This is a genomic window from Scytonema sp. NUACC21, from assembly GCF_054684315.1.
The window spans coordinates 63,543-84,441 of the sequence record NZ_BAAFZH010000069.1; the positions used below are offsets into that span (position 1 = coordinate 63,543).

Sequence of the window (20,899 nt, forward strand, 5' to 3'; positions counted from 1 at the left end):
TCATTAGTAAGGGTTTCCAATGCATTTATATTTTGTATCATATATGTGTTTATTTACGCCGACTTATTTAAGTGAATAAGGATGACTAAGGGTTGTTAAGAGTTAGTGGTTAGTGGTTAGTAGGAAAAATATCTCAATTAATACTTGACACATTTAGGGACTTCAAACTAAAAAAATATCTAACTTTCTCTTGTGGTGCGGGCGTCTCGCCCGCCACGTATATAGGACAGGTGGGACAACCGTCACACAAGATGAATAATTTATTTCTTAGACATTCCTTAGGTTTAGTTCTGCTTATTTATTCAATTTTCAAAGCAGAATCGTTGAGTTTCACTTGATTAAAACCATCAATACCTTGCAATCCACCTGTGTGAACAGCAACAATTGTAGTATTGTGTCGGAAAAATCCTTTTTTCACTAAATCAAAAATACCAAAAAACATTTTTCCCGTGTAAATTGGGTCAAGTGCAATATGGTGTTTTCGTTTAAAATCATTGATAAAATTAATTAATTCCGGTTGCCACTTCGCATAGCCACCAAAGCAGTAATTGTCATTTATTTGCCAATTCAAACAGCATATACTTTCCTCTAAGTCAAGCAGTTTTTGCACATCATTTTTCAAAAAATCTCCTTTTAAAGCTGAAAAACCTATGATATGTTGATGTGAATCAGCAGCCGCAATAATACCTGCCAAAGTACCGCCCGTACCACAGGCTGTACAAAAATAATCAGGAAGAAACGGCATTTGTGAATGAACTTCTTCGACAATTTCTCTACAACCACGTACAGCTAAAGTATTTGAACCACCTGATGGTAAAACATAAACATCGCCAAATTCTCTTTCTATCTGTTGGATAATAAAACTCTCATTCCGAAAATCAGATCTGCTGACAAATTGCAGTTTCATACCACAACTTTCAGCAAAATCGAGTGTCGTGTTAAGGTGTTTTGGACGCTCACCGCGAATAATACCGAAAGTTTCAATACGAAAATGTTTTCCCAATGCTGCTGTGGCGTAAATATGATTGGAGAAAGCACCACCAAAGGTAACAAGTCTTGAAAATCCTAACTCCTTGAGTTTCAAATAGTTGAATTTGAGTTTCCGGAATTTATTACCTGATATTGGAAAATTCAGTAAATCATCCCTCTTGATAAAAAGTCTGATGCCGTTTTCATTGAGTGTTTCGTCAAAAAGTTCCTGAATTGGGCTTGTAGGTACATCGAAAAATTCGACAGTCATCTTCTTGGATTAGTTGTGCTCTTACAGTCACAATCCGTAAGCCGTTCAAAATCGTCACAGCTTGTAGAGACGTAATATGCTACATCTCTACATATGTCATAAAACAATCAGTCATTACGGGCATGGTCAAACTCATAAACATAGAAGAGCCGACTCAATTTCTTCAGCAGTTATCCCACTATTGCAAATAAAATTGCGCCTCCAAGTGCCCACCAGAATTCAGTGGGGGGATAATGTGCAAGCCGATGGGGGCAAAAATCTTCAAAACAACGCCATTTCCCAGCACCATCCCGCCACAACACAATATCCTTTCCCAGTAACTGCATGGCGTGTGGGCGAGAAGGGTCTAAGAAGTTGACAACGGCTACTGGGTACCACTGCTTAGTCCATTGGAATATTCCTTCTTCTTGCTGTTCAAATGGTTCGACAACATCAGGCACATTTCCTTGCAGACTCATCTCAGTAGTCACAGATACCCCTTTTTTTACATAAACTTTCTTAATAAATTTTAATACATATCAGAGGTTGCTGCCAGCAAACAAACTGCTACCAAGCATTTCAGAAAAAGAGTATCGTCAACAAGCTAGTAATATATATATTAAAATTGTTCCTATTTGATGTTTGACCATGCCCTCTCCTTTACCTGGCATGAATCCTTATTTGGAAAACCCGGAATTCTGGTCAGAATTTCACAGCCGCATGATTGTAGCGATTGCCGATAAGCTTGATGATTGTCTCAGTCGAGATTATCGTGTGGCTGTAGAAAAGCGGGTATACTTGAGCGAAGCTGGGGAAAGTGTATTAGTTGGCATTCCAGATGTGTCGGTCACCTCTTCTGTACCAAAAACAACTCAAGCGTCAACTTCCACTGCTGTAGTTGAACCTCTTAACATTGAGGTTCCAATTGCAGAGGAAATCCAAGAAAGATTCTTAGAAATTCGCGAAGGTGCTACAAGAAATGTCATAACTACAATCGAACTGCTATCACCTAAAAAGAAACGCACTGGTGAAGGACGTAGCGCTTATCTGCAAAAACGACAAAAAATTCTCACGAGTAGGACTCACTTAGTTGAAATAGATTTATTGCGGGGAGGTGAGCCACTTCCCATGATTGGCGCAGTTTCATCGGATTACCGTATCTTAATTAGCCGCAGTTCTCAACGTCCAAAGGCACAATTGTACGCCTTTAACTTAAGTCAGCCAATACCAGCTTTTCCGATTCCTCTGCGTAAAGGAGAACAAGAGCCTCTATTGGAATTACAACTCTTGCTACATCAGGTGTACGATCGCGCTAGACTAGAGCTCGCCATTGACTATAATACACCCTGCACTCCCAAATTATCTGTAGAAGATGAAGCTTGGCTGCGAAGTTTGCTGTCCTAAAAAGTAGCTCTCCCGACATACCAAGATAGAGTTAGACCCAAACGTGTTGCTGCAACATATCGCTATGCCCGACCAGTATGATGCTGTTCTGGCATTTGAACAGTTTCTTCGACAGCATAATTTGTGATTTTTTGGACTTATAACGCAATACGGTTCAGTTAAGGTTAATGTATAAAAAATCATGTGTGTAGAGCCGCGCTGTTTGAAGCGTCTCTACGTTGTGTTCCTGATAAAGGTTCTGGTTTTATCTGAACCGTATTGATTTATAAAGCCCTATGATTTTGTTAAAATGGCGTTTTTGTTAGTAAGTGCAAGGTTTCTCCTGACTGGGGATGTTTGAAGCGCAGTTCCCTAGCGTGTAGGTGTAACCGGGTAGCACCTGCACTACAGCCATAGAGAAGATCGCCTAGTATGGGTATCCCAAGCCCTTTAACACTAGCAGCATGAACTCTTAGTTGATGGGTACGCCCTGTAAGTGGAATAAATTCTACGCGAGTGTAGTTTCCTTCTTTCCCTATCACTTGAAAGTGAGTCACACTGAGTTTTCCATACTGCCAATTCACTTGCTGATAGGGGCGGTTTTCTGGATCTCCCCATAACGGCAGTTCAATGATACCTCGATCGCTGGTGGCGGAACCAGCAAGGACGGCTTCATAAACTTTGTGAACCAGCCGTTGCTGAAACTGCTGACTCAGTTGACGGTAAGTTTGTCGATCTCGAGCCAACAAAAGAATGCCAGATGTTTCTAAATCCAGGCGATGCACGGCAATAAGACCCATGCCATCTGGTAACAAATGACGCAAACGACTGAGAACGCTATCTTGGCGCTCGCGATAACGCCCTGGAACTGATAGTAGCCCTGGGGGTTTGTTCACCGCAATCAACCATTGATCTTCGTAAAGAATAGGTAGGCGTAGAGACCAGCCATGCTTAGTCTCCATATCTGCAGTCGGCAATCCTGATAGCAGAAACCCCATTAATGGCTGACAGCGTTCCGTACACGCGCCGTAAAATTCTCCTTGGACTTTATCTTGATTGTTAGAGGAAGGTCCCCACCAAAATTCTGCCATTGCCAATGGTTTTAGACCGTGTGTGGCTGCATAATGGAGTAGCTTTGGGGCACAACAGTCTCCTGTCCCTGTGGGCATAGCACCTCCCGGCATTAACTGTTGCAATGATGAAGATTTCCCTAAAAAATTCATTAGGGAGTAACTGGCATGCATCTGAGCTTGAAGTTGTCGGGACAGTTCTTTACGCTGCTGTTTCAGTTGGCAAATTCGTGTATCGGCTGCGTCAACGGTCTGTTTGAGTGGCTGCAATATTTCATCGCGTTGGTGTTTCAACCGCCGTCGCTCAATTCCATCCCGACGACTTTCTTCATCAAGTTGTTCTAGGGCAGTAGTGAGTGATTCTCCGGTAAGCGTTTCGCAGAATATCTGACGTTTTTCGTGTCGTTGCTGTTTGCAATCTTGATGGCGAAGGCGGGTTTCTTGCAGGCGTAACTCAAACTCGCGAGATACTTTTTCGTACTGCTGTCGTTCTGGAAGTTGCTTGAGACTAATCAGTTCTTGCTTGATTGCTTCCAACTCAGCCAATGTGCGAGTTTCGTCTAAGGCAACTTGTTCTCGCCCTGGAATGGGGGGTACCCAACCCTCCACTACACTGTTACCGTTAAGCAGCCCGGAGAAAGCTTTGAGTACCCGTTGTTCGCCTGAAGGTAGTTCAACTAGCAATACTCCGTACATCTTACCCTCACGGGAATAACGGTTATTGGAGGCAAGATATCGCATTAAACTAGTGGCGATCGCTTCTGCTAGTGGAGTGCGAGGCAGTTTCAGCAGCTTACCATTTTGGGGACAAAGCCCTTCATACCAGTAGCTGGGCGATAAGCCGTCAACGATACAACTGCTGTCAATAAAATCTGAAAGCGGATGAAGAATTACCATACAAAGTATGATATCAATTAAAAAGATATATCGTTGTACCGAAAGGCATTGTCCCAAACATAATCCAGGACTGCCAGAGCATCATGTAGTGGAAGAACGCGGCAAAATCCCTGGTTATCGTATGTAAGTAGAGGAATTTCAGGTGTGTTGTTGGCTGCTTGGGGATTTGGGATTGCTTTGCCACGAATATCTTTTAAATTATTTAATGGGCCGTGGATATCGAAGTTAATTTTAATACCCAATTTCCTCTCCATCCAAGTTTCGATGCGAGAGTCTAGCTGTTGTGGATTTAGCGGAGTGGGGCTTGTCAGAAGATGGTAATAAACCAGAATAATTTCCTTACACTCCTGTTCTTCAGCGATGTCAATAAGCATCTGAAAGACGCTAGTATTAATGGCTAAATTCTTAAAGAACAGCGTATCGGTCACATCTTTTTGGAATTTGATTTTTTTATTTTTGTAATTGTTATATTGTTGGAAGGCAAATCCACCTAGAGCGATCGCCAATGATAGGGCTGCGACTAAAACGGGCATTACATTTCGATTGCTATGCTGTTCTAAAGCTAAACCCAAGGATTGAAGCAGAGATGGTGCGTTGAACACTAGCAAAATTGCAGCAATAAGCAGTAACAGATTCGGTAATGCCTTTAAGATTAGGGGAATTGCTGCCCCAATGGCAGGAATACCAAATAGCAGTCTGTCTTTCCAGGTCATACTTGTAACGACATTAGGAAAGAGTAATTCAATATCTAATTTTGGAATATTTTTATAGAAATAGACATACATTTTTCCAGGAAGAAAGTTTAGGTTTTCTCTCTTATTGTTTTTTCCTCGAAAATAAGCCGCTTCTTTAAACTTAATTAGCAAAACCAGCCTTTCAAAAACATCGATTGTCTTTTCCTCCTGCCAAAACCAAAGCTTTTTTATCAAAATTTTCTCTGATATTTCACCTTGATAATAGAAAAAAAATCTCTCGAAGTCTTTGAAATCAACTTGAGTTTTTAATTCAATTAAAGATTTCTTGTTTAATGCTCGTTGTATGGTCGATTCGGGCAAGAGAATGTAATTAGCTCTTTCTAAAATGTGATGAAATGCATCAATGACTTTTGACTCCATCTCATCATACTGCTCTAGGGTTGGTTGAGTAAGTGGTTGAAAATCTTCATTTGGATTAAAGGACCCGTAGTTGTCCTTAATAATTTCTAAGGTTTTGTGAAAGCGAAAGTGGTAATATGCAGATAGGATTTGGCAGAAATCTTTAAACTTTTCAGTCTCAAGAGCATTTAGCTGACCATCTTGGAGGCAAAGTTCGATAATTTCACTGCGACGGTAGGGAATAAATGCTTCTCGATGTTCATAAGTTTTGTCCTTAGTCATTGGTCATTGGTCATTTGTTATGATGGGAAAGGGTTTTAGGGATATTTACGTTTCTTGACTCGAGTTCTATTTATTGCTCAGACTTTCTGACTTTGTTCTTTGGTTTAGAAGGGACTATGTAGACGTTCTTAATATTAGAATATGGGCAAAATACCTAATTCAGTCTGGACTTGCCCATATTTATGCAAGCAGTCAACACCCCTCCACGAAATCAAGTAATAATATTTACTCTCCCTGTATCCAAGTCATAACGACCTCCGATAATTTTCAATTTGCCTGATAACAAGCGCTCAGTTAAAATCGCAGATCGCTTTAGGTGTTCAATTTGATAGTGAACGTTAGCAATCACGGCATTCTCAACTGCGTCACCTGGTTCATCCTTGACTCTTTTCACGGCTGGTAGAATTGCTTTGACAAAAGTGCTAATATCACCAAGCAACTCTTCGTTTTTCACGGCGGCCGTTACCGCCCCACAGCGTTCATGACCCAGTACCAGAAGTAGGGGCGTGTCTAACAGGGCGACTGCGTATTCAATACTGCCAATTGCTTCAGGTGTGGCAATATTTCCGGCAATACGAACATCAAAGATGTCTCCGATACCGCGATCGAAAATAATTTCTGCTGGCACCCGTGAGTCGGCACAACTTAAAATGGTTGCAAATGGGTGTTGAGCTTGAGCAACTGCCTTTAACCGAGCCGGGGATTGATAAGGATGTTGAGGAAGGTTCTGAGCAAAGCGCTGATTTCCCTGCATCAACTTTTGCAATGCAGCATCAGGGCTGAGGGATTCAGAAATGGTTGGAGATCCACTTCCTTGTTCTGGTTCCCCAAGTTGAGGAAAGCGACGTGGCAATTCGGCGGCTTGAGCTTGTTGAATATGCCACAATGAATCAAGAGCGGTTAATCCCAAACCAACTGCTCCAATGGTTCCCAACTTTAAGAAATCACGACGTTCCATAAATGTTTCTCTAGATTTACCTTGGGTTCATGATTCTCTTACAGAGAGGCGACACATTTGACGGAGCGAATCTCCATAACATCTGAGATGTAACAAGTACCTCCAAACCTATTCAGAATGGGTCTGATGTTTTCTACGACAGCCTTTAATTGTTCTGGCATACAGAATGCGATGATGTACACATTGTCTAACATCGTCATGTCTAAATCTTCATTCCCTACGTGCAATCCTTTCCCCGCGACACCTCGAATGACTGCATGACCGTGAACACCTGCATGGTCTAAACCATCTAAAATTTTGCCAAGTTCAACAGAATTGGCGATGATTTCTATCTTTTTAACGAGATGCATAATCATTACCTCCACAACAGGTTAATTCCATATAAATAAAGTGGAATGCCCACAATAATATTGAATGGAAATGTCACCGCCAGAGCAGTAGAAACGTACAAGCTGGGATTGGCTTCAGGAACGGTCATCCGCATAGCAGCTGGGACAGCAATGTACGAGGCACTGGCACATAACACCGCAAACAAAAGCGCATCTCCCTGAGACATACTAATGAATTTGGCGAGCGCTAACCCCACGCTAGCATTAACGATTGGAATCAGTATCGCAAATGAGATGAGGAAAAAGCCGGTTTTTTGCAAGTCTTTAATTCTTCTAGCCGCAACCAGTCCCATATCTAGCAAAAAGAAGGTGAGAACACCGTAGAACAGTCCCTGTGTAAATGGTTCCAAAACCTGCCAACCGTGTTCTCCTGTCAGGATACCAATCAAAAGACTACCAACTAACAGAAAGACGGAACTGTTTAAAAACGCTTCTTGCAACACTTCAGACCAAGACAAGTCCCGCTTCTCGTTATCGGTTGTAAATATATTCACTAGGATGAGACCAACAATGATGGCTGGGGATTCCATCAAGGCAAGGGCTGCTACCATAAAGCCGTCAAAAGTAATGCCAAGCTCACTCAAAAAGGCACTTGCTGTGATAAAAGTAACAGCGCTGATTGAGCCGTAGGTCGCTGCGATCGCGGCAGCATCGTAGGTATCCAGCTTTAACTTGAGAATAAAAAAAGTGTAAATCGGAACCACACAAGCCATTAACATTGCAGCCACAAGCGTCAGGATGACTTCTTGAGTAATTCCACTTTTGACCAGTTCCACTCCCCCCTTAAACCCAATAGAAAACAGTAAGTAAAGCGAGAGGAATTTTGGTACAGGTGGGGGAATTTCCAGATCGGACTTGACAAAAACAGCAGTCATCCCCAAGAAGAAAAACAGAACTGGAGGATTCAGGATGTTGGATACGATCAAGCTAGTATCCATATTACCCCTCCCCTTTGCTTGTGAACCCGAGAATTAAAAAAAGTTTCATCGGAAACAACTTATCATAACCATTGAACCATGATGTATCTTGTATGGATACCTTGTGTCAATTGGGTGATACAATCCATTGGTTATATAAATCACTTCCAAGGCATAGTATTTTTTTCTACGTCCAAACCTGCTTTTAGGTAGATGCTAGTACAAAAAGGCTTAGATATAAAGGCTAAAGGATGATAGTAACGGCTTTATACTGCAATCTTGACAACCTTTGCAATGGTAGCCTTATTTTTGCCGATATATGCTAGTTCGTTTGCGGCTTAAAACTCACACAGATGAGAAACTCTATTCTCTTGACAACATCAATCATTTGTACTAACAGGTTGTTCAGCCCTAGCCCGGAGTGCGGGAGATGGAAAGAGGGTTTGAAGCCCAGCTAGCCGATCTTTGGCAGGTTCTGGAGCGTAGTTCCACAGACTTTCTAAGTAAAAGAAGGCTACACCCAAACCACGTTCTTGGACAGCCCTCACTTGAGCTTGAATTTGTCGCAAAGGAACTGGATTATTCCGCAACCCTGCCATAATACCGATCCCAGTGGGAATCGTTTGTTGGACTTCTTGCATTTCTGGGCGAGAAATCTTTTGGATAAAACTATCTAGATTGGGACGATAGACTTGCACAATCAACTCGTCCACTATATTCATCCGCACCCAAGTGAGCCAGTCTTGCAGGTGCTGAAGTCCGTTTGGGAGAAAATGAGTCAATAGACTCAGCATTAAGGCGGTTTAAAAAGAAAATTCAAAAAGCCGGCATCTTATCCGAAGTCAAACGTCGCGAAAGATACGAAAAACCCAGTCTGCGCCGGAAGCGCAAAGCGGAAGTCGCACGCAAAGGAGGTCGCTACTAAATGAGCGATCGCACCAACATTTCTCAATGTCCAGTAACCAGTCATTCAGTTACACATAAAAAACTGATAGCTGTCAAAGTGAAGGTTTGAGTTCATTGCAAATCAAACCTAAACGAAGTAGAGAAGCGCTTCCTCGCGTCTCTACTTTCCCTTAATTAATGACTAATGACTAATAACTTAACAATTCAACTACCGAATATACCAAGTGCGATCGCACTAGCCGGAGAAGGAGAAGGAAATCTCAAAACACTCGCCCGACAAACAGGAGCAAGCCTGGTACTGCGCGGACAGGAACTTCATATATCGGGGACGGACAAGCAAATTGACCTAGCTAGTCGATTAGTGCGATCGCTCGAAGACCTTTGGAGTAAAGGCAATAGTATTACCAGTACGGATATATTAACAGCCCGTCATGCCCTCGACACCCATAGAGAAAATGAACTGCACGAGTTGCAGCGAAATGTCATCGCTCGGACACGCAAAGGCGAAGAAGTCCGCGCTAAAACCTTAAAACAGCGGCAGTATATAGAAGCACTCCGCGAGCGCGACCTCACCTTTTGTACGGGTCCTGCAGGAACTGGTAAGACATTCCTTGCAGTTGTTGTTGCCGTACAAGCACTGCTGGCAAACCAATTTGAAAGGATAATATTAACACGCCCTGCTGTAGAAGCGGGTGAAAGATTGGGTTTTTTGCCTGGAGACTTACAACAGAAAGTAAATCCCTATCTGCGCCCACTCTACGATGCTATCAATGAATTTATCGACCCAGAAAAAGTACCATCATTAATGGAAAGAGGAGTGATTGAAGTTGCTCCTTTAGCCTATATGCGAGGGCGGACCCTTAACAACTCCTTTGTTATCGTCGATGAAGCTCAAAACACCACACCATCTCAAATGAAAATGGTTTTGACCCGTTTGGGTTTCCATTCCCGAATGGTGATTACGGGTGATATCACACAAACTGATTTACTGCCCAACCAACAATCTGGGTTGACACTGGCTTTGCATATTCTAAAACATGTAAAAGGTATCGGCTTTTGCGAATTTTCCCAAAAAGATGTCGTGCGCCATCCTCTTGTTCAGGAAATTGTCGCAGCCTACGAAGGTTATGAAAAGAGTCATTGAGTAAGTCGGTAAGAAAAAACGTAACTGGTAAAGGCGTCCTTAGTCATTTGTCATTGGTGAGTCCAGCCCTGTAGGCGGGTTGGAGGGTCATTTGTAAGGGTTTCAGATGCATTTACATTTTGTAACGTATTTCTGTTTATTCACACCGACTTACTTAGGTGATGGTTGGTGGTTAGTGGGTAGTAGTCGGCTAACCACCAACCTCTGTGTCCAGTACTGTAAAATTTAAACAAGGAAGTAAGGGAAATTAACGATGACAGCCACGTTAAAGGAATTTTTAGAAGCTTGTGAGACTTTGGGTACATTACGTCTGATTGTCACAAGTAGTGCAGCTGTCTTAGAGGCACGGGGCAAGATAGAAAAGCTGTTTTATGCAGAATTACCGAAAGGGAAATATGCGAATATGCATACCGAAGGTTTTGAATTTCACTTGAATATGGATAAGATTACTCAAGTAAAATTTGAAACAGGAGAGGCAAAAAGAGGTAACTTTACTACTTATGCCATCCGCTTTCTTGATGAAAAACAAGAACCAGCCTTAAGTGCATTTTTGCAGTGGGGTAAGCCAGGAGAATATGAACCAGGTCAAGTAGAGGCTTGGCAAGCTTTACGAGAAAAGTACGGTGAAGTTTGGGAACCAGCCCCCTCTGAGATTTGAAAAAGTTTTACCAAAAATTAAAGGGTGAAAGTCCCTGCATTTGTGCATGGGGATGAAACAGTTTAGGGACTTCCAAATAAAAAAGTCTTCAAATATTTCTTGTGGTGCGGGTTTCCAGCCCGCCATTTGCACAGTAAGGGTGAGGACGCCCGTACCACATTCAAAGGAGAATTTATGTATTGGAAATCCCTTACAACTTATCGTTTGACAATTAAGCCAACAGAGGTGCAAGCCTAGCAACAACGCGCTTGACTTCTAAAAACAAAACACCTTGTTTAGCAGATGCACTAGCAAGAACCAATAAAACAGCTTCTTGACCGCAACCTACTAAAATACCGTAACCTTTCTCACCTTCAACAACAATACGGTCAACATTCCCACGGGCGAGTTCCCGTCCGATACGTTCACCCAGTGAAAGCATAGATGCTGACATGGCAGCAGTACGCTCTTCATCCATTCCCACCGTCAGCACCGAAGCTAATGCCAAACCATCAGGACTAGCAAGAATAGCGCCTTGAATCTCAGCGCTGCCAGACACAAAGTTTTGCAATTCATCTTGCAGCATTGAAACGTTAATCATGACTGTACTTCTCCAAAATAATTAATCTGGGTGTTGTATTTTTGCTGTTAAAAGTACGCACTCTGATGTGTCTTCTAAAAATTTGGCTCTTATCGCAACTTCAAGCTATAGAGTAGAATCTTTGTGAAAGTTAGCTATTTCGTGAACAAGAGCAATCAAAGCTTGTGCGACAGAAGCTTTATTAGTAGCATTGACAGTAATGATTGGGGGTCGTGCTTTTTCATCTACCAGCCCCAAAGCAATAGCTACATCTTCCGCTTCCCATGCATCCGGACAGTCGGTGTGTGTAAGCCCGATGATGTGTGGTAATTTCAGTTTTTGGTTAATGAAACTGAGAATTCTCCGCCCAAATCGTAATTGTTCCGGACGGTGTGCATCTATGAGCAGTATGTAAGCGTGTGCTTTGGCAATGAGAATGTCCCACATAAAGTCAAACCGCATCTGTCCGGGAGTGCCATACAGGTGTAGAGATTGATCCCGTGCAATAGTGAGTCGCCCAAAATCCAAAGCAACCGTAGTTTTCTCCTTGAATTGTGCTACTTCATCTGTCGCTCTCCTATCGGTATCTACGACGTCTATTTCACTGATTGTACGAATCAAGCTTGTTTTTCCCGCGCCTACGCCTCCCGTTACCACTACGCGTAGGATTGCCATTTTTTATACCTCCGCAAGGCTGTAGCAATGACCGCAAAGAGCGCTTGGGAAGTGCTGCAAATAATCTCAAGCCAAGTAAATATAACTGTGTTCAGTAGGATTGACCTAATGAGTGGGGATAATTGTATGAGATACATTAGCTTTTTGCCTCTTCAGGAAATGTGACAATCATGACTTTTGTCCACACTGATGCAATCGCTCTAAAAATTGCATCACACATTCCACACCCTGAAATAGTTACATCGGTATCTTTGGGATTTTACTACAGTAGTTAGTTAATTTTCAAACTGAGTTACTGCTTACTTGTAAAGCTTTTTACAATTTTTAAGTTCCTCTCGGAAAGACTTCCTACGGTCGTAGATGTATAATTTGGAACTATAATAATTTTATAAGTTTTCCAAGCTACCGAAAGATACTTGGTAAATACACCCTGTATGGGTGAACGCTTCGGTCATTTTATTTACTTTGGAAATTAGACCTTGAGATTCATTTCGTAAAGAATTTTTACATAGAACGCGCACCAGTCGCAATTAACCGCCTAAACAAACCTTCTGTCCAACCAGTCTCTTGGAGAACAGCAGCCGAAGATACCTCCACATAAGCCTGCTCTATAAAAGCTAAGTCAATCATGCAGATCCGACTGAGAGCATCTTTGAGAGCTTCTGTTTTCCCCTCAGCTTGTAACCGCTTACCCACTTCGTATATCACGGTCGCCATTGCAGGGACAACATGTTGGGGACCAATACCAATACGAACGTGAACTAGACCAATTTTCCAACGACGATCCGCATAGGCTGAACCCCAGTTATCAATACCTGTAAACATCTCATGGAACCATTTAGTGAAGGTTTCATGAAGGCGATGAATACGCTCTTCTCCAGTATGCAAAATCGCGTTCATTTCCTCATCACGCCCTAAGTAAGCATAGAAGTGGTCAGCCATTTGAGACGCAATTTCTAACCCCCAATCTGCATTAGATTTGAGCAAAGCCTTATCTTCATCTGTAAAGCTAGAACGCTTTACCAGTGCGGACATAAACGCCTGTGGTTCTAAAGTCATTGTCCCGTTCTCCTAAGTATCAACAAAAACACAAGATTCAGATGAGTCCCAAACAGCTACTAAAAAATAACAGATTTATTTAACGGTTTTTATCTCTGTAACATTAATTTACTCCAAGAATTCGCTGAGATTAGCTTGTTATATTTATATCTCAATAAATACGGTTTTCCTATATGAATAAATACTTATCCTAGAGAAAATTGCAGCCCCTTTTATCCATTCGCTTTGGTGAATTGGGAAACAGGGTAATTAAGAAATTCAGTACAAATCTATTTAAAGGCGTACAGGTCATCCTTTGTTCTCGATCGTCAATCGTTTGTCTTACCTCCAGGAACAAAAGACAAAGGACAAATGACGGTAAAGCCATAACTTCATCTGGCTTATTCCAATAACAGGGCAATTTTGGCAACAGCACGTTTAATTTCTAAAAACAAGACACCCTGTTTAACCGTAGAACTAGCAAGAATTAATAAAACAGCGTCGTGACTGCAGCCAACTAACACTCCATAACCTCGATCGCCTTCTATGACAACACGTTCGACACTCCCGCGAGCAAGTTCCGTGCCAATGCGTTCCCCTAAGGAAAGCATAGATGTTGACATGGCGGCAGTATGCTCTTCATCCATTTGTGCTGGCAGAACAGAAGCTAATGTTAATCCATCTGGGCTCGCTAGAATAGCACCCTGAACCTCGTTACTACTAGAAACAAAGTTTTGCAACTCATCGTGTAGTATTGAAATTTTGCTCGTGTCTGTTGCCTCAAATATTTTTGGTAGGGGAGATTCAGGAGACAGCCTATTGTTGTGCTCTTCTGTTGGTTTGCTTGAGACAGTTGTAGCAACTGGCGTCTGAGGGAGAAAGTCATAGCTACTGTCGTCAGTTTCCGTAACCGTCAGTAAATCTGTTATTATAGCAGCATTGACTTCAGTAGTTTCCACATTTCCAGTTGATGGCGCTTTTGAGATTTGCGAGTTTTTGACTGTCGTGGGTTCCGCTGATATTCTCTCAAGTGCTGCTAATAGTAAATTCAGGATTTTGCCCAAAGGCATGGCGGCTAAACTGCTTACTCTAAGACTGCGATCTTAATTATTACACTATGAATGATGGTGGTTAGTAGTTATTGGATAGTGGTTAGTGGTTGGTAGAAACACAACTAACTACCAACTACTATCTACTCACCATCAAGTTTTGCTCTTTAAAAAACCAACTAAATTTTGCAGAAATGCAGTACTCAGTTTCAATGGTTCTGATTCCTTTGATTTCTGCCGTCCCAATTCACAAGCGTTCGCTATACTCTCATCTATGGGGTAGTCACTTAACTCAGATGTTGATATCGGTCTGGGAACCTCTTCTACCAAACCCGCTAGCATCAGCCGGAAAACAGCTTGCTGAACTAAAGCAATTGGCTGGTTGAGTTGACCGGCGATCGCATTCAAAGAAATGTTCCCATTAGCAAATTCCCAAACCTGCCATTCTAAGGCGTGCAAGCGAATTTGCGGTTTTGCTTGAAAAATACTCGCGATCGCGGAACTAGCATTTGGGAGTACATCAGCTAGCATTTTCCAATCTTTCAATACTCTCAAAGCCATAAGAGCCACTTCTATTGCTCTCAGACTCAATCCAGTCATTTCTTTTAAAGGCAACACTGCTTTACTATCAAGTTTAAACACGCCTTTTTGAATTTCAAAAAGCTCCCGAACTTGCTGCAATTGGTTGGCAAACAATAAATTGAGCTGCTCGCTACTTAACACGCCTTCAGTTTTCAGCAATAGACCAAGAGGGGTTGTTGTGGAAGCGTGATTGCAAGCTTCTTCTATAACATTCAAATTTGCCCAACCGCGATTTACAATCTTAGAAGCTAATCTTTGACCGTTCAAGCGATTGGAAGCTGCTATCACTCGCCCCTGTCTAAACCAAATGTAAAAATACTGAGATTTAGAACCGGGAGAATGGAGGTCTGGTAAGGTGCAGACTGTTAAACAGCCTGATTTTCGTCCTTGGTCAATCAGTTGAAACAATTCACCTAGGGAAAAATCCGTAAAAGAACTAGATAGAGTCATTAGTGCAAGGGGTATTCAATATGATGTTGATGGGAGCTTGCACCCTGATAGATATTTCTGCAAAAGCAATTTTGATAACTGCTTTGATAAAAAGTGATTTAATCTTTAGTGATTCAGCATTTATATCTAGAAGGATAAATACATATCTTTCTTATGAGAAAGAGTAATATTACTGATAAGAAAGACTAATAACTATAAATTTACGTAATATCACTTAAAATTATTAAATTAATGTATATTTAAAATCAGCTACTGTAAATAATTTTCTCTATAGCACATACTGACCAAGAGTAGAGAAGAACTACAAAACACTATTGTTTCCAGCTATTGGGTTTTTGAGCAGGTAACTTTCTCCAATTACCTTGGCTTTTAACCTCTTTCAGATAGAAAAAGTACTTAGAAAAAAATGTTTTTATTTATTTTTATAATACTTTCATTAAATTTGGTAGTAAAAAAGCTAGAGAAGTTTTTTTTAAAATAAGTTATTGCTCAAAATAAAATTAACATATTGCAATATATTTTAATACTTCCATGAAGATAGTTTGGGCTTGTTGCTTAGTTCTGCTGTGTCTGCTTTGGAATGGGGAGGCGGAGGCTGGGGAGTTATCGGAGAGACTGGCAAATTTCTCTCAATGGGAAAAATTAACCTCAGTGCAACCAGCAGTGGGAGATTTGGTTTACCCCGAATGGATGGTGGGTAATTGGGAGGTGAAAAGCATCCTGACCGATTTAGTTGCTCCCCTGGCTCCCGATATTGTTACACCAGGATTTGAGAGCAATCGTCAGTATCTCAATGAACCGATAAGTTTCCAGGTGCGATTTGTCAGGGAAAAAATACCTGCGACTGGGTTGAAAACGCTCCCTTTCGTAAACAGCAAAGCAACTCCGCAGTTTTTTCAAGCCAAAACCGCTAAAAGAACTGCCCCAGCAGTCGTTGCCGATAGAGCGTTTAATGGCTTGAATTTGGCGCGAGCATATTTAAATGATGCCGTGCTAGCAGTCAAAGTCGATCCAGATTCTCCCAATCGTCAGATAACGTTTTTACGTGGTGAACGCCAGCTCGTTTCCATAGTGAGCGATCGCGCCACCGAAACTACATCTGATGGCAAGTTTATTGCAACTGAGGTGTTCCAACAGTTCTTTAAGAGTGGTGGGCGTCCTTACTTCAACATTGTGGAATCCACTACTGAATACCACAAACTAGAGCAAGCAAACCCTGCGATAGAAGCAGATCAGGTCACTGCTGTTTACTTGTCACCCCAAGATCCAAATTACTTTCGTGCGGCTTCTCGACCTGTCGCTCTCTACCGCTATCGCCTGGAATTTTTTTCCAAAAGTGATTAGTCATTTGTCCTTGGTCATTGGTCATTTGTCATTGGTCATTTGTTATTCTGCTCCTTGTCTTCCTTGTCCCCCTTGTCTTCCTTGTCCCCTGTGTTCTACTCCGAAAGAATGATTTACATATTCAAACTATTGACGCGTTTTGTAGTATGTGTGTAGTATAAAAGACTTAGGAGTTACAGGTTCGCGCTCCAAGAATAGTGTGCATCATGGCAAATTTTCGAGATCTTCTCAACTACTTTCGTCCTTACTGGTCAGTTGGCGCTTTTAGTATCGCCGCAACCAGTGTATATGAAGTCATTGATTTGGTGGTGCCTTATGCTATCGGGCAAATTTTAAATGTGTTGTCCAACCAACCCCTAGATAGACCACTTCAAGAAGCGATCGCAAATCTGTCAAATCTCACCAACTACCCAGTAAGTAAACCTTTAGAGTTAGGCACATTACTGGGTTTAATTTTTCTAGCCACAGTAGTGAGAGCGCCAACCCAGCCTTGGTTAACCAATTGGTTTCATTGGGATATAGCCTTAAGGGCGCGTCGAGTTCAGTGTCAAACAGCTATAGAGAAGATTCTGACTTTACCTTTAGAATTTTATGACGAAAACAACCCCGGACGTATTGCCGGACGAGTAGCTAGAGGAATTGCCAACCATACTTGGACTTACCCTGAAGTCACCGGACAGTTACTTCCCAAACTGTTTCGGGTGTTAGCAATCTTTGTATTTATCTGGTTTGTGGAGTGGCGGATTGCTCTTTTATATCTGATTTCCTTTGTCGTTATCCTGGGTTTCAGCCTGAAAAAAATGCAGCGGCTGATTTGGCACGATAACCTCCTGGATAAATACATAGAAGATACAGAAAGCCGCACATCAGAAATCATCACTAACATCAAAACTGTAAAAGCTTTTGCGACTGAAGCTCATGAGTTAAAGCGACAAAATATCAGGTTATCACGGGAATTAAAACTCGTTGAATATCGCATTCACAAGGGTTATGTCAAGCTGCAAACTTGGCAAAGGACGGTCATTCAATTTTGTGTATTTACGATACTGGGTTTGACATTAGCAGCAACAGTAGATGGGAGACTTAGCCTCGGTCACTTTGTTATGACACTCACACTTTCGAGCATGGCATATGCTGAGTTGGAACCTATCAGCAACCAAGCGGAGATTTTTGCTCGCCGCTATACATCTATGATAAGGTTCCACGATTTTCTCAAAGAACCAACGGGGCTGGATTCTGAGGGGTTATTAGACGAGACAAACGTCACAAGCAATCCCTATCAATTTACTGGGAAAGTTGAGTTTTCTCATATTAGCTTTGGATACGATCGCGATCGCCCGGTTTTACACGATATCAATCTCTTGATTGAGCCGTATCAAACAGTAGCGTTAGTGGGGCGTTCTGGTTCTGGTAAATCAACCTTAGTTAAGCTGTTACTCAGGTATTTTGAACCTCAAGAAGGTCGGATTCTCATTGACGGTGAGGATATTCGTACTTTGAATGTAAGTAAGTACAGACGCAGGTTGGCGATCGTTCACCAAGAAGTAGACCTCCTATTTCCAAGGCGTTTCCGATTTAGTCTTGGATGAAGAAGGATTATTAGAAGATTGGCCCCAAGAACGTGCTATTGCCGAGGGTCGCACTGCAGCAATCCTAAGTAGTGTGGATGGGAGTGGCAAAGCAAAAATTCTTCGCTTTCTTTCGCGGTCTAGATTGCTGACACCTCTCAAGCGCGATCGACGATTGGGTAGACCGATTCTCAACGGGACAGGTGGTTATGCTGAAGATCGCGTTGAGGGTGTGCGCGTTATTGATTTGGGTGTCATGCTAGCAGGTGCTGACCTTTCTGCAACAGATTTGCGCTGGACTGATTTGTCTGAAGCAAATCTTGTCCGTGCTGACCTAAGGAACAGCGATCTGGTCAAAGCAAATCTTTCCCGCACTATCTTGTATGAAGCAGATCTCAGAGGTGCTGACCTCAATGGAACGCGTCTATTTTATGGTTCTGTTGAAATGGCATCACCACGCAGCCGTACTGAACCGCCAAACTATGAAACTGGGGAACACACTGGTGCTGTTGTAGAAAATGCCAATTTCAGTGATGTCCAACGGCTGTCTGAGCCGGCAAGATATTATTGCTGTGCTTGGGGCGGTGAAAAAACAAGAGGTACCATCCCCGGTGGTTGCGAAGGTATTCCCAATAAATTGGGAAAATAAGAGGAGCATTAGCGGTTAGTAACGGTTAGTAGCTAGTCGTCAAATGAAACAACGATTTGACCACCAAACACTAACCACTAACCACTAACTACTAACTACTAACCACTCGCTATTAGGCGAAGGTTTCACCTTCTCTTAGGGTTAAAACTTCAAAACCTTCTTCCGTCACAGCTATAGTGTGCTCGCATTGGGCAGAAAGTTTGCGATCGCGTGTCAAAGCAGTCCAGCCATCGCTTAAAATTTCCACTTCCCAAGTCCCTTCGTTAATCATGGGTTCAATGGTAAAGACCATACCAGGTCTGAGACGTTTTCCCTTTCCACGGGTACCGTAATGAGGAATTTCCGGTGCAGTGTGGAACACATTACTGATACCGTGTCCTACAAAGTCTCGCACGACAGAAAAACCCTGTGCTTCGGCATACTCTTGGATAGCAGCCCCAATGTCTCCTATGTAGGCTCCTGGCTTAACTTCCTGAATACCTCTTCTGCGGCACTCTCTTGTTACCTCTACCAGCTTTTGAGCCTTGGGGGAAGGTGTGCCCGCAAAAAATGTCTCAGATGTATCACCGTGGTAGCCATCAACAATGAGTGTCACATCAATATTAATAATGTCGCCATCGCGAAGAATCTGTTTGGCACTGGGAATACCGTGACAAATCACTTCATTAATACTAGTGCATATTGATTTAGGATAACCCTTGTAACCAAGAGGGGCGCTTTTAGCTCCATGAGCTTGCGTCCAACGTTCTGCTTCGTCATTTAACTCAAGAGTGCTGACTCCTGGCTTAACCATCGGTGCTAGGTGATGGAGCAGTTCGGCTGCCAAGCGTCCAGCCTTACGCATTTTTTCTATTTCTCTAGTGGATAATAAAACAATCGTTTTGCTGTTGTTCATAAAGTTTAGTTTAAACCATCATTATATAGTTCACTATAAGTTGGGATGAGTAGCAGAGAAACCTTTGGACAAATATCGCTCAAATTATATCCCACCCTGACCGATTGGGTTAGGATGGGGACGATATCAAGTATTTCTCCGTGCAAAAAAAATCACAAAGGATTGGTCAAACTTCTGCTTTTGGTTTTGGAAACATGACAACTTTCCTTGCTAACCCAAGAGTTTGCAAAACTTGAATTGCCCACCAAGTCATATCAACTTCCCACCAATGCAATCCTGCTTTTGCCACATTCGGGTGAGCATGATGATTATTGTGCCAACCTTCTCCATAGGTTAGAATGGCTGCCCACCAAAGATTACGAGAATTGTCATTCAACTGAAAATTACGGTAGCCACGCAGGTGAGCCGCAGAGTTAATTAACCAAGTGGTGTGCCAAAGCAATACGGCTCTGACAAAGATACCGTAGACAACAAAACTCCATCCACCGAGGGCATACAATAGAACGCCAACAGGAATTTGAAGCAGCAAGGAGTAGCGATCTAGCCATCGGTAGAATGGCTCGCGTTCTAGTTCTGGGGCAAATCTTTTGTAATGTTTATACTCGAAAAACTCCGGACGCGGGTACAAAATCCAAAGCATATGGCTCCACCAAAAACCCCGTTCGGAAGAATAGGGGTCTTTGTCTCTATTTTCTGTATGAGCGTGATGTAAACGATGCCCAGCTACCCAAGAGATTGGACCTCCTTGCATCGCCAGAGATCCTAAGGTGACGATCGCATATTCCAACCACTTGGGTACAGAAAAACTGCGGTGGCTTAAGAGTCGGTGATAACCCAAACAAATTCCGATACTGCCAAACAGCCAGTGCTGGAATATTGTTATTCCCAAAGCAGACCAAGAAAAACACCAAGGAGCTAATAAAGCTAGGGCATGAATTATACCGAAAAATACTACGTTGATCCAGCTCAGAGCGAGCGGCTGCTTCTCCACAGTCACATCTGAGTTTGTAGTCATGAATCTTTCCTTTGACGTGTGTACTGTAAAGCGACGAGTACAGAACAATACTGTACTGCTTCCACATCCTCTGTAAAAACTGGTCAAGACAGCTAAAGTATGAGTAGAGGATGCAAGTGCTACTTACATGTCTCAGCTTAGCAAGGATAAACTTTAAA

General features: G+C 42.3%; 17 protein-coding genes and 5 pseudogenes. 7 read left to right on the forward strand and 15 right to left on the reverse strand.

Annotated elements, in window-relative coordinates; all coding sequences use genetic code 11:
- Positions 1 to 298: 298 nt before the first annotated feature.
- Together ACYRY3_RS12690 and ACYRY3_RS12695 are read right to left on the reverse strand one after the other, a co-directional pair.
- Positions 299 to 1,240, reverse strand: coding sequence for a 1-aminocyclopropane-1-carboxylate deaminase/D-cysteine desulfhydrase (locus ACYRY3_RS12690; protein ID WP_460202022.1), 942 nt, complete (start codon positions 1,238 to 1,240; stop codon positions 299 to 301).
- A gap of 236 nt (positions 1,241 to 1,476) precedes the next feature.
- Positions 1,477 to 1,710 (reverse strand): annotated as a pseudogene (locus ACYRY3_RS12695) (Rieske 2Fe-2S domain-containing protein); the annotation flags it as partial.
- A gap of 157 nt (positions 1,711 to 1,867) precedes the next feature.
- On the opposite strand from ACYRY3_RS12695, the gene ACYRY3_RS12700 reads away from it, so the two are divergent.
- Entirely contained in the window at positions 1,868 to 2,623 is a 756-nt protein-coding gene (locus tag ACYRY3_RS12700; protein WP_460202023.1) for a DUF4058 family protein, read from the forward strand.
- A gap of 284 nt (positions 2,624 to 2,907) precedes the next feature.
- On the opposite strand, the gene ACYRY3_RS12705 is transcribed toward ACYRY3_RS12700, so the two are convergent.
- From ACYRY3_RS12705 to ACYRY3_RS12730, 6 genes and pseudogenes are all read right to left on the reverse strand, one after another.
- Positions 2,908 to 4,569, reverse strand: a complete 1,662-nt coding sequence (locus ACYRY3_RS12705) for an RluA family pseudouridine synthase (protein ID WP_460202024.1) — start codon at positions 4,567 to 4,569, stop codon at positions 2,908 to 2,910.
- A 17-nt stretch (positions 4,570 to 4,586) separates the two neighbouring features.
- Positions 4,587 to 5,945 (reverse strand): TMEM143 family protein, encoded by a 1,359-nt coding sequence (locus ACYRY3_RS12710; RefSeq protein ID WP_460202025.1) that lies wholly within the window; start codon positions 5,943 to 5,945, stop codon positions 4,587 to 4,589.
- A 211-nt stretch (positions 5,946 to 6,156) separates the two neighbouring features.
- Positions 6,157 to 6,903, reverse strand: a complete 747-nt coding sequence (locus ACYRY3_RS12715) for a carbonic anhydrase (protein ID WP_460202026.1) — start codon at positions 6,901 to 6,903, stop codon at positions 6,157 to 6,159.
- A gap of 38 nt (positions 6,904 to 6,941) precedes the next feature.
- Positions 6,942 to 7,253 (reverse strand): P-II family nitrogen regulator, encoded by a 312-nt coding sequence (locus tag ACYRY3_RS12720; RefSeq protein WP_460202027.1) that lies wholly within the window; start codon positions 7,251 to 7,253, stop codon positions 6,942 to 6,944.
- A 5-nt stretch (positions 7,254 to 7,258) separates the two neighbouring features.
- On the reverse strand, positions 7,259 to 8,230 hold the full coding sequence (locus ACYRY3_RS12725) for a sodium-dependent bicarbonate transport family permease (protein WP_460202028.1): 972 nt from the start codon (positions 8,228 to 8,230) through the stop codon (positions 7,259 to 7,261).
- Positions 8,231 to 8,589: 359 nt separating this feature from the next.
- Positions 8,590 to 8,958: pseudogene (locus ACYRY3_RS12730) on the reverse strand (family 10 glycosylhydrolase); the annotation flags it as partial.
- Between the two features lie 14 nt (positions 8,959 to 8,972).
- Between ACYRY3_RS12730 and rpsU the strand changes: the two are divergent.
- From rpsU to ACYRY3_RS12745, 3 genes are all read left to right on the forward strand, one after another.
- Positions 8,973 to 9,134 (forward strand): 30S ribosomal protein S21, encoded by a 162-nt coding sequence (gene rpsU / locus ACYRY3_RS12735; RefSeq protein ID WP_155744047.1) that lies wholly within the window; start codon positions 8,973 to 8,975, stop codon positions 9,132 to 9,134.
- Between the two features lie 165 nt (positions 9,135 to 9,299).
- Entirely contained in the window at positions 9,300 to 10,259 is a 960-nt protein-coding gene (locus ACYRY3_RS12740) for a PhoH family protein (RefSeq protein WP_460202029.1), read from the forward strand.
- Between the two features lie 253 nt (positions 10,260 to 10,512).
- Entirely contained in the window at positions 10,513 to 10,917 is a 405-nt protein-coding gene (locus tag ACYRY3_RS12745) for a ChuX/HutX family heme-like substrate-binding protein (protein WP_460202030.1), read from the forward strand.
- Positions 10,918 to 11,128: 211 nt separating this feature from the next.
- Here ACYRY3_RS12745 and ACYRY3_RS12750 read toward each other — a convergent pair.
- The 5 genes and pseudogenes from ACYRY3_RS12750 to ACYRY3_RS12770 all read right to left on the reverse strand — a co-directional run.
- Positions 11,129 to 11,497: pseudogene (locus tag ACYRY3_RS12750) on the reverse strand (roadblock/LC7 domain-containing protein); the annotation flags it as partial.
- 105 nt (positions 11,498 to 11,602) lie between these two features.
- The gene (locus ACYRY3_RS12755) at positions 11,603 to 12,151 is read right to left on the reverse strand and encodes a GTP-binding protein (RefSeq protein WP_460202031.1); all 549 of its coding nucleotides are present in this window, start codon (positions 12,149 to 12,151) and stop codon (positions 11,603 to 11,605) included.
- A gap of 504 nt (positions 12,152 to 12,655) precedes the next feature.
- Positions 12,656 to 13,210: a protoglobin domain-containing protein gene (locus ACYRY3_RS12760; RefSeq protein ID WP_460202032.1), complete on the reverse strand. Its 555-nt coding sequence runs from the start codon at positions 13,208 to 13,210 to the stop codon at positions 12,656 to 12,658.
- 380 nt (positions 13,211 to 13,590) lie between these two features.
- A complete protein-coding gene (locus ACYRY3_RS12765; protein ID WP_460202033.1) occupies positions 13,591 to 14,259 on the reverse strand; it encodes a roadblock/LC7 domain-containing protein in 669 nt (222 codons plus the stop codon).
- 132 nt (positions 14,260 to 14,391) lie between these two features.
- Positions 14,392 to 15,270, reverse strand: coding sequence for a DUF4388 domain-containing protein (locus tag ACYRY3_RS12770; protein ID WP_460202034.1), 879 nt, complete (start codon positions 15,268 to 15,270; stop codon positions 14,392 to 14,394).
- A gap of 531 nt (positions 15,271 to 15,801) precedes the next feature.
- Here ACYRY3_RS12770 and ACYRY3_RS12775 point away from each other — a divergent pair.
- The 3 genes and pseudogenes from ACYRY3_RS12775 to ACYRY3_RS12785 all read left to right on the forward strand — a co-directional run.
- Positions 15,802 to 16,614, forward strand: coding sequence for a DUF6816 family protein (locus tag ACYRY3_RS12775; protein ID WP_460202035.1), 813 nt, complete (start codon positions 15,802 to 15,804; stop codon positions 16,612 to 16,614).
- A gap of 206 nt (positions 16,615 to 16,820) precedes the next feature.
- Positions 16,821 to 18,167, forward strand: a pseudogene (locus tag ACYRY3_RS12780) (ABC transporter transmembrane domain-containing protein); the annotation flags it as partial.
- Positions 18,166 to 18,831 (forward strand): annotated as a pseudogene (locus ACYRY3_RS12785) (pentapeptide repeat-containing protein); the annotation flags it as partial. The pseudogenes ACYRY3_RS12780 and ACYRY3_RS12785, both read left to right, overlap by 2 nt.
- 112 nt (positions 18,832 to 18,943) lie before the next feature.
- Here the strand turns inward: ACYRY3_RS12785 and map are convergent.
- The gene (gene map / locus ACYRY3_RS12790) at positions 18,944 to 19,726 is read right to left on the reverse strand and encodes a type I methionyl aminopeptidase (RefSeq protein ID WP_460202036.1); all 783 of its coding nucleotides are present in this window, start codon (positions 19,724 to 19,726) and stop codon (positions 18,944 to 18,946) included.
- Between the two features lie 166 nt (positions 19,727 to 19,892).
- Positions 19,893 to 20,741: an acyl-CoA desaturase gene (locus ACYRY3_RS12795; protein WP_460202037.1), complete on the reverse strand. Its 849-nt coding sequence runs from the start codon at positions 20,739 to 20,741 to the stop codon at positions 19,893 to 19,895.
- Between the last annotated feature and the right edge of the window lie 158 nt (positions 20,742 to 20,899).

What these genes read in the sequence shown, in the direction of transcription:
- ACYRY3_RS12690 (WP_460202022.1), bottom strand. Translation starts at nt 1,240, where the DNA reads ATGACTGTCGAATTTTTCGATGTACCTACAAGCCCAATTCAGGAACTT.
- ACYRY3_RS12700 (WP_460202023.1), top strand. Translation starts at nt 1,868, where the DNA reads ATGCCCTCTCCTTTACCTGGCATGAATCCTTATTTGGAAAACCCGGAA.
- ACYRY3_RS12705 (WP_460202024.1), bottom strand. Translation starts at nt 4,569, where the DNA reads ATGGTAATTCTTCATCCGCTTTCAGATTTTATTGACAGCAGTTGTATC.
- ACYRY3_RS12710 (WP_460202025.1), bottom strand. Translation starts at nt 5,945, where the DNA reads ATGACTAAGGACAAAACTTATGAACATCGAGAAGCATTTATTCCCTAC.
- ACYRY3_RS12715 (WP_460202026.1), bottom strand. Translation starts at nt 6,903, where the DNA reads ATGGAACGTCGTGATTTCTTAAAGTTGGGAACCATTGGAGCAGTTGGT.
- ACYRY3_RS12720 (WP_460202027.1), bottom strand. Translation starts at nt 7,253, where the DNA reads ATGCATCTCGTTAAAAAGATAGAAATCATCGCCAATTCTGTTGAACTT.
- ACYRY3_RS12725 (WP_460202028.1), bottom strand. Translation starts at nt 8,230, where the DNA reads ATGGATACTAGCTTGATCGTATCCAACATCCTGAATCCTCCAGTTCTG.
- ACYRY3_RS12740 (WP_460202029.1), top strand. Translation starts at nt 9,300, where the DNA reads ATGACTAATAACTTAACAATTCAACTACCGAATATACCAAGTGCGATC.
- ACYRY3_RS12745 (WP_460202030.1), top strand. Translation starts at nt 10,513, where the DNA reads ATGACAGCCACGTTAAAGGAATTTTTAGAAGCTTGTGAGACTTTGGGT.
- ACYRY3_RS12755 (WP_460202031.1), bottom strand. Translation starts at nt 12,151, where the DNA reads ATGGCAATCCTACGCGTAGTGGTAACGGGAGGCGTAGGCGCGGGAAAA.
- ACYRY3_RS12760 (WP_460202032.1), bottom strand. Translation starts at nt 13,210, where the DNA reads ATGACTTTAGAACCACAGGCGTTTATGTCCGCACTGGTAAAGCGTTCT.
- ACYRY3_RS12765 (WP_460202033.1), bottom strand. Translation starts at nt 14,259, where the DNA reads ATGCCTTTGGGCAAAATCCTGAATTTACTATTAGCAGCACTTGAGAGA.
- ACYRY3_RS12770 (WP_460202034.1), bottom strand. Translation starts at nt 15,270, where the DNA reads ATGACTCTATCTAGTTCTTTTACGGATTTTTCCCTAGGTGAATTGTTT.
- ACYRY3_RS12775 (WP_460202035.1), top strand. Translation starts at nt 15,802, where the DNA reads ATGAAGATAGTTTGGGCTTGTTGCTTAGTTCTGCTGTGTCTGCTTTGG.
- map (WP_460202036.1), bottom strand. Translation starts at nt 19,726, where the DNA reads ATGAACAACAGCAAAACGATTGTTTTATTATCCACTAGAGAAATAGAA.
- ACYRY3_RS12795 (WP_460202037.1), bottom strand. Translation starts at nt 20,741, where the DNA reads ATGACTACAAACTCAGATGTGACTGTGGAGAAGCAGCCGCTCGCTCTG.